The following is a 10813-nucleotide window of genomic DNA, read 5'->3' as shown; positions in this document are numbered from 1 at the left end:
CTCTCTCCTCAGCTATCCGAGGAGGGGGCAATTCCTCGTGACGCTGAGGGGGCAGTTTTCCATGGCGCGCGACACTTCATCGGCGACAGCAGGACGGAGCCCATCTGAGCAACGCATGATAACATTGACCGGATCGCAGGTTCGATCGAGCGTGAGCGCTCAAGACTCCGCGAGTGTCGCGCCCATCAGTTCCTTTCTCCGTAGCCGCCCGGATTGTCAATTTTTTGAACACGGTGTTCTACTGGAGGAACACCGGCGGAGGGATTTCATACTTAAATGGTTTTTTCGTAAGATTCCGGTGGCGAGGCCGCGGGACTGTATCGTCTCGTGGCCTCATTCATTTTCGCAGTTGAACGCGGACAAGTCCCTCCGGACCGAAGTCGATCTCGCTCCCCACAATTATCAGCGCTTCCACCGAGGCTTCGCATTCAGGCGCGCCAGACTCGGCGCTTTGGTTGGATCATTTCTGCGCGTTGGGCTAACCCTGTTGTCGCAGCCCACCCGGACGAACGGGGATAGCGGATCCGACAAGCGACCGTGATACCGAAACTGGTCCGTAGTCAGCCAGGACCAGGAAGCGTCGGACAATGTTGGCGTCGATCGTCAGCTTTCAGACCAACGTCGACAACTTGATCATACAGCCCCGCTACGACGCGCCTGCAGAACCTCCGAGTCTCGGTTCGGCACGGCCCTTGCTCCGTTCGGGTCAGCATCACCTATTCCTCCAGATGCGGTGATGCGGTGGTGTTAGGGGCGGACTCGGCGCCGCGTCGCCGCTAGCGTCTGGTCCGTCCCGCTGGTGCTGTGAGGCGATATGAAACAGGATCTTCGACCGGTGACCGGATTCGGTCACGCTCGCTGCCGCCATGTCCTACGCGGGCACGAACGCGAAGGGGGTAAGGACCGAATCAATGTCTCCCTAAGCCACGGTAGACGAGACCGCCATGCCCGCGAGATCTTTGCTCCGCGCAAGTTAGGAAAGTGTACCCGCAGCTCGAAGGCAGCCGCGCAGGCATAGCTCGCGACTGGATATCGTCGCGTAAACGTCAATGTACGATCCTCCAATCTCGACAAGCTAGAGCAAAGATGCAGACTGGAACGGTAGTTTCGTACAGTGTTGAAAAGGGCTGGGGCTTCATAAGGCCTGATGATCGCACCGGCGAGGATTTGTTCGTGCACATGTCCGAACTACGCAACTGCACAGGTACCGATCTGGTGCCGGGCACGCGCGTGACGTTCGATCTTCGCTTCAACAAACGGCGCTCAAAGTACAGAGCTGCCGAGGTCAGGTTGATCGATTGAAGTGCCGAAGCGGGTGTTCAAGATTGTTCAAACAGAGCAAAGACGGCGAGTTCGGCCCTTGCAAGCGTTTATGCCGGGTAAGGCAAACGCAGCCGACGTCTTCCGAACGCAGCACTCCAGTAAAATCTGTCCATTCGGCTGAGTACAGATTTCACTCGGGCACTCACGGGAATGGATCAGAAACTTCTTCGCGTTGGCTTCTGTAGGGAGATATGAGGGCCGCCGCCAAGCGAACAACCGTCGTCACGTTGTGCCGGCCGCATGTCATTTCTCCCGGGCCACACTCTCTGCAATGATAGAAGTTTTCGAACCTGGATCGCCCTCCAATAATACTTCCTTACGGGACACAGATTGTAAGACCAAACATCATCAAGAGTCACAGGTTCGAGTGATATGCCAGGTCCTCAGCTGACAATGACGCTTCGCAACATTCAGACAAAATCCATTACCGCTATTGGCGAATCCGTCGGCCTTGCCCAGGAGAACAAGAAACGAAACCATGCGTATCCAATATGGATGCCCGCACCACTCGCTTTGCGCGAGTCGATTTCCGCAATGACGATCGTGTCTTTGGCATTAAAGACGAGGATCGACTATTGCATATGTACGTGATCGGGAAGACCGGCACTGGCAAATCCACGTTGATCGAAACGATGGCCCTGCAGGATTTGGCGCGCGGAAACGGCTTTGCGCTCATTGATCCGCATGGCGACCTTGTTGCCCGCATCGCTTCGCGCATTTCGGCAGCGCATGCCGATAGGGTAGTGTACCTCGACGCAACCAACCCAAATCAGCCATACGGTTATAACCCTCTTCGTCACGTCAGCGGAGATCGTATTGCTCTCGCGGCTTCCGGCATGATGGATGTCTTTAAGAAGATGTGGCCGGACGCATGGGGCGTGCGTATGGAGCACATCTTACGGAATGTTCTGATGGCTCTCTTGGAGCAGCCTGACGCTACGCTCCATGACGTGCTGCGCATATTCTCCGACAATGAGTTTCGTAAAAGAACCGCCAAATCCCTCCGGAATGAGACCGTTCGGACGTTTCTGCTCAATGAGTTCGAGCGCTTCTCATTTGGCTACCGCGCCGACGGCACCGCGCCGATCCAGAACGAGGTCGGAGCGTTTCTGGCTGACCCGCTGCTCGATCGGATATTAACGGCCCCGAAGAAGATTTGCACATCCGCCGGATCATGGACGAAGGCAAGGTTCTCTTGGTCAATCTGGCGAAGGGGCACATTGGGGAAGATAGCTCGTCGCTCCTTGGCGGGTTGCTCGTCACAACGATTGGCCTGGCTGCCTTTAGCCGAGCCGACACTCCACAAGACAAACGTCGGGACTTCTTCGTCTACGTCGACGAGTTTCAGAGCTTTACCACGGTCGCGCTGGCGAACATGTTTTCCGAGCTTCGCAAGTATCGCGTCGGCTTCACCGTGGCGCATCAATATCTAAACCAGCTTACCCCTCAGGTACGCCATGCAGTTCTCGGCAACGTCGGCTCTATCATCTCATTCCGTGTCGGCGTCGAAGATGCTCCATATCTCGCTCGAGAATTCCAGAGCCGGTTTTTGGAAATCGACCTCTTGAGGCTGCCGAACTACCGCATCTATCTCAAGCTTATGATCGATGGAACGCCATCAATACCTTTCAGCGCCGCGACGCTTGAGCCGATATAGGGACATTTGCCAAACTGGCATAATCCCGTGTCTACCTACGGTTTTCGCCTGAAGTACGATCGCGCTCGGACATTGTTCTTTCCGGCGCCAATTCGGATGTCGGTAGCGAGACGGAGGATCGATCTGTTGCTGTTTTGAGGACACGGCGCAGCTCCGCCTCGCTATCCGGCACCCGAATGGCTCGGGCCGGTACCGAGGAGAAATCAATGTCCACCATTGCACTATCCCACAAGGCCGAAAAGCTGATGAGGCTTTGCGATCTCGAAGGTTTCGAGAGTCTCGAAGATCTTCTGTTGGCAACGGCTCTTAAGGATGCCGTCTGTCCTGCCATCTGCATGACAGAGGGGTGCGACCACACAGCAAAGATGGAGCCAGACCAGGATGGGGCGTTCTGCGAGGAGTGCGGCGGCAACACCCTCGTATCGGTCCTTGTGCTCGCCGGCCTGATGTAAGAGGCCGACCATGCGAGTTCGAAACCACTATCACTGCGCAGAATGCGGGCGCGAGTGGCCGGACGTGTGGTCCGCACAGTGTGACGATGATTGTCCGCACTGCGGCGCGCGTCACATGTCTCCGTACAGAAGCGAAGATGCGACGGAGAGCGACGATGAGTGATATTGCCAGCGCCGTCACCTTGCGTCGCATTCGAGTGCTTAACGACTTCTTTCGTGCGACCCTTCTGGGCGGCAAAGTTGTCGTCACTGCCGGGGTGGCAGCTCTGCCACTCGACGTGAAAGCTCGCGCCCTGATTCAGGTTCAGAGCTTCGCGGACTTCAACGCGGACAATGATCCGCATGACGAGCACGACTTCGGTGGCTTCGAAGTCGCGGAAAAGAAGTTCTTTTGGAAAATCGACTACTACGACGTTCTCTGCGAGTTCGGGGCAGAAGACCCAGCCGACCCCGAAAAGACCACGCGTGTTCTCACGATCATGCTTGCCCAAGAGTATTGAGTAATAGGATGCTCCCTTGTTGCCCCGCGATTTGCGGGGCATTTCTTTGCCCTAGCGGGCCGCCGCCGCTAACCCGGGCTCGCCGGTCCTGCTTTCGGGGTCGGTCATTTCGACGCTCTTAGACTTCCTTTGCTCAGGGTCGAAGTTGAACGCGCGATCAACTCCAGAGCGCGGTCCACGTCTTCGGACCGACAATTCCGTCGACCTTCAGCGGATTGTGATCGAAATCAACGTGGGATGCTTGGAATGCCTTCACCGCAGCCTCAGTGTGCGGACCAAAATCGCCGTCTACGGCCCCAGGATCAAGTTGAGGATCCGCGTAGGATTTGAGGATCTCCTGAAGCAGCCTCACACTGCTGCCCTTTGAGCCCTTCTTGACCGTTTCTGGCGTGAGCCTAAACCAAGTCTGCTGACCCACAATGCCGTCGACTGTTAGGGGAAACGAGAACGCCCAGAAATGCCCTACGGATCGATCCGTTTGATAACGTCTGACCGCGTTTAGGGTCACGGGTCCGAAGACCCCGTCCTCTGTGCCGGGAGGAAGATAACCTCGCTCAATCAACGCCCTTTGCGCCCTCTTTACTGCATCACCTTTCGAGCCAAGTTTGATGATAGGTTCGGCCATATCGATTATTCCCTAATTGCGTGGTGCACGATTGGTTTGCGGCGGCTAACTCGCGTGTAGATGCGCCTTTAGTATCGTAGCCAACCTAGGAAGTTGGTCACCTGCTGAATCTGGTGGGGTCTGTGCTGAAAATGGCCCGTACAACCCGACAAGCATTTCGGCCAAGCCGTAGGATGGGCTTGCGCGGAGGCTTAGTGGTGAACCTTCAGCCTGATGAGACCAAGGCCGACACTCCGGGCCTTTATTGAGACGGTCTCTCTGCCTGGGCCACCGCGGCGTCCAAGTTGGCATTCACTGATGCCGGCAGCTCGTTGGTGCCATCCTCAGCATCAACAGCAGCGACTTCATTAGACCGGCGGGACTGATTTTCCTGATTAGTTGAGGTCCACGCCGCTTGAAAATCGCGATATGTCTGCGGCAGAATACTTTCTTCAGGATCGATGCCATGACGAGAAAGCAGCAGAAGCTCGATGCCTTCATCTTTCATAAAGGATTCAAGGAAATTGCGGAGGTGGAGGCATTCGACTTCCCCCTCCCTGGTAACTGCGCGCTCGTGCTTTCGAACTTCACGTCGTGCCAAGCTGCGTTCCGCATCGATCGCAATTATCGGATACGGCCGATCATGGATGACTCCCTTGAGTGGGTGCCTCCCGTGGTATGAGAACTTCGCAGGGAACACTTCCGAATGAGCAGCCTCTGCAAGCAACCAGGCGAGCTCGATGGACAAAGAACAGCGATCCGGCGCGGCATTCTTTGCAGCTCGAAATCCGCTATCGATTTGCTGACCGAGAAAGTCGAAATTGTTCGGAGATGAGTCGGCTTGCAACTCGAACTCCTCATCAATCTGGTCGGATGAACTTGTTTGCTCTGGATCTTTCCCGGCTATCTCAACTGTGACGTTGGGAGCAGGAAAAGCGGCGATCCACCCTGCGCCCTTGACGTCCATATGCTTGCCATCCTGGTCAAGGATCTTTCCGTAATCATCGAGCGCGCCCAAAAAAGCAACTATGCACGCAGACAAATGCTCATAGCTCTGAACTCTGCAGCAAAAAAGAATCTCATCTCCGATGGTTTTCCAGACCTGCGGACCGTTCGTGGCATAGCATTCATAGTCATCGCTTGATCTGAGTGCCCGAGCATAACGACTATCAATGAATATCGGAAACTCGCGATAAAAGTGGCGAAACTTCGTAACCCATTCTTGGTACGGCTCGGGATTTTTGTTGGCGTCAGCCAAGCGAGCTTTGAAGGCTGTCGACCCGACCAGATCGACAGAAAGAAAGAGGCGCAGCCGGTAGTTAGGACATGCCACTAATGGACCAAACCCAACGTTTTTGCGCGGATTTCAGCGGCTGGCAAACTTACGCCGAAGCGCGAAGCGACCATCGGCAAGCTTGCGCTACAGTTCGAATAAGCTGACAAAAATTTGGCCGCGGGCATCAGAAATGCGGCAGCAAACCAATTCGCTTCCCATTCAGCGCGCTGCTGAATGGAATCGTTTTCATTAACCCAACGAGTAGCCTTCATCCCCCCTCCAGGATGCTGCTGAGAGACGAGGGGAAAATGGAGGAACAGATGTCCTAGCTCGTGAGCAATCGTAAATCGATCGCGTCCAGCCGACGTGATGCTCGCGACGAAAATGGTAAACCTGTTTGGGCCCTCGACCGAGATCGACTCTGGAAGCCGTCCTTCGCTCACAACCGGCGTGCGATACTCAATGCGCCCGCCAAGGCGCGCGACGAGCGGCTCAAGGGGATCGCCGGGACCAAAACCAAGACGGTCCGCCACCTGCTCGGCAAACGTATGCACGATCGCTTTTGAGGCGTTTAGGGGGATAGGCGGAAAATAGCTTATCACGGCCCTGCATCCTGTGATTCGGCGAACATATATGGAACGCATTAACAGAATCAACTCATCCGTTGAGGAAAATCTCAAAATTCAAGGCGATGTTCGCTGAACAACTGGATCGGAGGGGGACTATCTGACAGCGGTCGTTGCCCTGTCGACGCGTCAGCGGAACTGACTGTCTCGCGCGCGGGACTTGGCACTCGTCCCTTTCGCCGACCGTCGGCGCTGGGACCCCGATCTTACGCTTATGCTCACGCGGGCACGCCCCTCTTCGTTGTTTCTGACCTCACGGATTTCACTAAGCCTCGATAGGTCTGACGATCGCTGCGGCGAGCTCGCCGGCCGTCGGCTCTTCGGTCAGGGCGCTCCCCGCCGGAGCCAGAGAGCAGGCGCACAGGTACCTGCTCGACGTCTTCTGCGCCGCAGCATCGTTCACTACCTCATCGATCCGGAAACGCCTGCGCAAAATGGCACTAACGCTTACATGGGTCGGATCAAAAGCGCATACGAAAACAAGTCCTTCGACTCGTTGAAGGACTTGCAAAGAACGGTACGAAAGTGGAATGCTGCATACATACAGGAGAGCACTACGGATTGAACGGCAAAGACGCCCAACGAAGCACTTGCCGATTACAAGACCTAAAGCAGTTTGAAAGGTAAAATCATACACGAGGTGGTTAGCATGGAACCCGATATTGGTGAGCCCGTCAGACGACATGAGGTGGTCCCCTTGAAGGAGCCTGTGATCAGTCCAGAACCGCCTGACCTTCCGGTAGTCCCGACCAAGGTACCCGAAAAGGAGCCGACATGAGCTTTACTGCCGGTGAACTTGTCGGCCATCGATATTGGGTTGTCTCTTGGGAAGGGAATCTGTTTGGGCCGCATAGCTGGCGCCATTGGCACCCTCAAGAGCCCATGTCCGGCGGCAACGTGAATCATAGCGGCCACGCCGGCGTGTACGCCCTGAAGACCAGGGACTTGGTCGAGCGCTTCGTTGGGAATGTATCGCTGCGGAGAGAGCTTGCAAGCACTTGGCGGTCCCCTCATCTCCTTCCACCAACCGGCCAGCAAGGGCCAGTTGCTCTTGCAATTGGCTCAGTGTTGCTGTGGGGCACAATCTGGGAGCATGAGTCAGGTTTCCGGGCTCAGTTCGGGCGCGTGCGGGCAATTGATGAATTGCTCATGGGCGAAGAGTTTGAACGGCGTCAAACGGAAGGCGTGCTACTCGAACGGTTACGAAAGAAATACGGTTGCGCTTCCAAGCAAGAGATGGATTGCTGCTGAGCATCTTGGACAAGTTCAACCTCTCGACAGGCAGTTTTGGTAATCGCAATCGGTTGAGAAGCTTTGCTAAGTGAAGGTCTTCTGTGCATCCTGCTGCACCGTCGCGACGATCAGGTCGGTCCGTTGCTCGGACCGCCACGAAGCGGCCGCGAGACCAGGGACTTTCTTGCAACGCCTACGCCGATATTTCCAGCGGTCGTCGAGGCCAGGCGCCAATACGCGTGCCCGCTAATCACTGCAGACGTGGGAGACAGTACCGACTGAACTGCACAAGATGGCCGACACCGACTTTTAACTAACCACAAAATTCTCCTCCGACTGTCGCAATGGCTGCATGCGGGCAACGGCCCCGCCTCCAGCCCGATCCGCTTCACTGCAAAGCCAAGCGTCTCGAAAAATTCGACCGAGGCGTCGGGTCGCTCGCGACCTTCGCTTCCTTCAGGATTCGACCTTGGGCATCCACAACGCATACGCTCGACAGTTCAAATGACGCGTCAATTCCGGCATAGTTCTCTACGGCTGTCCTCCGTCTCCAGATGCTTGGGCCGACTCAAGTCGTGACCCCGTTTCATCATCTATCGGGAGACAGCCACCATCATCACCACCCCTTGCTCGGAGCACGGCCCATTACGGCATCTAGGAGAAGTTACATCAACCTTACTGTAACCTTCGCCTTGCCTCCGTTGTTTGGGTAAAATGCATCGTATACCCACGGCAGTCCGATCACGGCATCGTTCACGTACAGGAACAGCTCGCCGCTGCGCTCAGCCTTGAAGGTCGCCTTGTACGTTTGCGGCATCGTATTCGGCAGCGGGACCGGATCAAGGAAATACTCGTCCACGCCGGTGTTGCCGACCCGCGCGATGATGCGGTACCAGGGCCTGACATGATGCGGCGAAGGAAAATCGCGCCGCGAAACTTCCACCGATTAGCAAGCTCTACGGTAGAGGTCCGGAAGCCCGCTGGCGTCATCGGTCGCCCATCGTCAGTCCAGGGCTCGGTGACGGTGATCCTGACCTCATAGGAGCGCCCCGAAAAGACCTTCAGGCCTGTCGGCGCGCAGGCCGGCGCGTTCCAGCGTAAGCGTAGCTCTGAGGCCCATCTGATCGGCGCTTGACGTCTATTTTGAGCGCGTGGTGTGCCGGCGCGGCTTCCATATGTCGGACAACGCATTGACAGCGGCCTCAAGCGCCTTCCGGTCGACGACGTTGGGATCGAACTGGTCCGGGCCCCAAAGGCGCATATGTTCGTGCTCCGCATGGGTGGCGTCGCTGATGGCGTCGAGGTATTCGGCATAGCCTGGCGCACCGCCGACATCTTCGGGAGGACAACGGCCAGCGGCCTCGAGCAAGAACGGAAGTCCCTCCGTTGTCGTGTTGTCGAACCACTTTTCGAGCTTGATCACGTGATCCCAGCTGTCGCCGAAGTCGTAGAGATAATGGATCGTCTTCGCGCCGGTCTCTTGAACGATATTGGAGAGCCGCGTCTTGCGAGCATCGATGGGCTGAGGGCCAAAATCTCCATCGGGATCAGGGATACCCCAACGGCCGTCGCCAGCCAGGAACTCGAAGAGATGGCTATTCGTCCAGCCAAACGCCGCCTGAAGCGTCAGATGCAGCCGATCAAGGCGCAGCGTGAGTGGCACGACAAGGCATCGCATCACCTCCGGTTTCACATCCTTGAGGGTCACCTTGATCCGGACCGCGGTGGTGTTCAGGCTCATGCCGCCAGCCTCGGATCGTGTGCATGCATCGTGTAGATCGACGCCCAAGGGAGCAGTTCGTCCAGTCGCGCCGCAGGCCAGCCATTAACGAGCTTCGCGAGGACGTCGGAGAGCCAGTGCTCGGCACTGACGCTATTGAGCTTACAGGTCTCGATTAACGAAGCTAATACTCCCCAACTCTCGGCACCCTCGTCGCAACCGGCAAAAAGGGAGTTCTTGGCGTTGAGCTTGATCGGACGCATCGCTCGCTCGACCGCATTGGTGTCCATCTCGATGCGCCCGTTATCAAGGTAGAGCGTCAGGCCGTCCCAATGACGCAGCGCGTAACGCAAGGCCTTCGCCGTGTCGCTCTTCTGTGCAAGGTGATCAAGCTTGGCCTCAAACCACTGCTTCAAGGCTGTAGCCAGAGGTCGGGCATGCGCCTGCCTACCGGCACGGCGCTCGGCATCCGATCGGCCGCGGAGCGCTTTCTCGACCGCGTAAAGCTGGGCGATGCGCTCAAGAGCCTCGCGGGCAACCGGAGCTGGCGCAGGCGCCGCCTCGCGCTCGATCTTCACAAACTGGCGCCTCAGATGCGACCAGCAGAAGGCGAGCGTCCCGGACAGGGAGTCCGCACGCGTCTCTCGGGTCATGGTCTTGTAAGCCTGATAGCCGTCGCAATGGATGATGCCGCGATAGCCCTCGAGCAAGCGCAAGCCATGAACGGCCCCACGGCCCGGTGCATAGGCATAGACCACCCCAGGTGGGTCAGGTCCGGCCCAGGGCCTGTCATCGCGCGAGAGCGCCCAGAAGTAGCCGGTTTTGGTCCTGCCGCGCCCCGGATCCAACACCGGTGCGGGGGTCTCATCGACACAGAGCTTCGAAGAGGCGAGCAGAAGCTGGCGCAGACGATGCCACAAGGGCTTCAATTCCTGGGCGGCATACCCGACCCAGAAGGCGAGCGTGGAACGGTCCAGCGCTATTCCGTGCGTCGCCAGCATCTGCGCCTGGCGGTAAAGCGGCAAATGCCAATGATACTTGGCATCGATCACATGCGCGACCAGTCGCTCGGTCGGCAATCCTCCCCTGATCAATCGCTCGGGAGCGGCATGCTGGAGCACGATGCCGTGACAGGCGCGGCAGGCCAGTCTGGGTCGGCGGGTGACGATGACGCGATACTGTGCCGGTACGACGTCCAGCCTCTGGCTCTCATCGTGACCGATCTCAAAAAGGGCGCCTTCGCAGCACGGGCAGTAGGTTGCAGCCGGCAGCAGGGTTTCGACGATGCGCGGCAAATGCTCCGGCAACTGACCACGATTGGCTCTGCGCTCGGCAGCTCTCTTCTCGCATGTTTTGGGATTGGCACGATCTTCGGCTGCTTCGAGAGCCGCGACGGCCTGATCGATATCCTCCAGAACAAGC

General features: G+C 57.2%; 11 protein-coding genes. 5 read left to right on the top strand and 6 right to left on the bottom strand.

Features of this window, described 5'->3' with window-relative positions; genetic code table 11:
- The first annotated feature begins 1086 nt into the window (after nucleotides 1-1086).
- From AC5ZFO_RS46200 to AC5ZFO_RS46185, 4 genes are all read left to right on the top strand, one after another.
- On the top strand, nucleotides 1087-1302 hold the full coding sequence (locus AC5ZFO_RS46200; RefSeq protein ID WP_496124034.1) for a cold-shock protein: 216 nt from the start codon (nucleotides 1087-1089) through the stop codon (nucleotides 1300-1302).
- A gap of 1177 nt (nucleotides 1303-2479) precedes the next feature.
- On the top strand, nucleotides 2480-2980 hold the full coding sequence (locus AC5ZFO_RS46195; RefSeq protein ID WP_496124033.1) for a hypothetical protein: 501 nt from the start codon (nucleotides 2480-2482) through the stop codon (nucleotides 2978-2980).
- A gap of 206 nt (nucleotides 2981-3186) precedes the next feature.
- Nucleotides 3187-3432 carry a hypothetical protein gene (locus AC5ZFO_RS46190; protein ID WP_496124032.1) on the top strand — a complete coding sequence of 82 codons (246 nt, stop codon included), beginning with the start codon at nucleotides 3187-3189 and terminating at the stop codon, nucleotides 3430-3432.
- 155 nt (nucleotides 3433-3587) lie between these two features.
- A complete protein-coding gene (locus AC5ZFO_RS46185; protein ID WP_496124031.1) occupies nucleotides 3588-3932 on the top strand; it encodes a DUF3768 domain-containing protein in 345 nt (114 codons plus the stop codon).
- Between the two features lie 157 nt (nucleotides 3933-4089).
- Here the strand turns inward: AC5ZFO_RS46185 and AC5ZFO_RS46180 are convergent, their stop codons facing one another.
- From AC5ZFO_RS46180 to AC5ZFO_RS46170, 3 genes are all read right to left on the bottom strand, one after another.
- On the bottom strand, nucleotides 4090-4557 hold the full coding sequence (locus AC5ZFO_RS46180) for a peptidoglycan-binding domain-containing protein (protein ID WP_496124030.1): 468 nt from the start codon (nucleotides 4555-4557) through the stop codon (nucleotides 4090-4092).
- A 241-nt stretch (nucleotides 4558-4798) separates the two neighbouring features.
- Nucleotides 4799-5794: a hypothetical protein gene (locus tag AC5ZFO_RS46175; protein WP_496124029.1), complete on the bottom strand. Its 996-nt coding sequence runs from the start codon at nucleotides 5792-5794 to the stop codon at nucleotides 4799-4801.
- A gap of 74 nt (nucleotides 5795-5868) precedes the next feature.
- Nucleotides 5869-6414 (bottom strand): ImmA/IrrE family metallo-endopeptidase, encoded by a 546-nt coding sequence (locus AC5ZFO_RS46170; RefSeq protein ID WP_496124028.1) that lies wholly within the window; start codon nucleotides 6412-6414, stop codon nucleotides 5869-5871.
- 798 nt (nucleotides 6415-7212) lie between these two features.
- Between AC5ZFO_RS46170 and AC5ZFO_RS46165 the strand changes: the two genes are divergently transcribed.
- Entirely contained in the window at nucleotides 7213-7689 is a 477-nt protein-coding gene (locus AC5ZFO_RS46165) for a hypothetical protein (RefSeq protein ID WP_496124027.1), read from the top strand.
- Between the two features lie 646 nt (nucleotides 7690-8335).
- Here AC5ZFO_RS46165 and AC5ZFO_RS46160 read toward each other — a convergent pair.
- From AC5ZFO_RS46160 to tnpC, 3 genes are all read right to left on the bottom strand, one after another.
- Nucleotides 8336-8614 (bottom strand): hypothetical protein, encoded by a 279-nt coding sequence (locus AC5ZFO_RS46160; RefSeq protein WP_496124026.1) that lies wholly within the window; start codon nucleotides 8612-8614, stop codon nucleotides 8336-8338.
- 195 nt (nucleotides 8615-8809) lie between these two features.
- Nucleotides 8810-9412: a plasmid pRiA4b ORF-3 family protein gene (locus AC5ZFO_RS46155; protein WP_496124025.1), complete on the bottom strand. Its 603-nt coding sequence runs from the start codon at nucleotides 9410-9412 to the stop codon at nucleotides 8810-8812.
- Nucleotides 9409-10813 (bottom strand): IS66 family transposase (tnpC, locus tag AC5ZFO_RS46150; protein ID WP_496124024.1); only part of this gene is annotated, 1405 nt, incomplete at its 5' end. The genes tnpC and AC5ZFO_RS46155, both read right to left, overlap by 4 nt.

Source organism: Bradyrhizobium sp. Unk1 (genome assembly GCF_059512345.1).
This window is presented reverse-complemented; position numbering and strand designations above follow the sequence as displayed.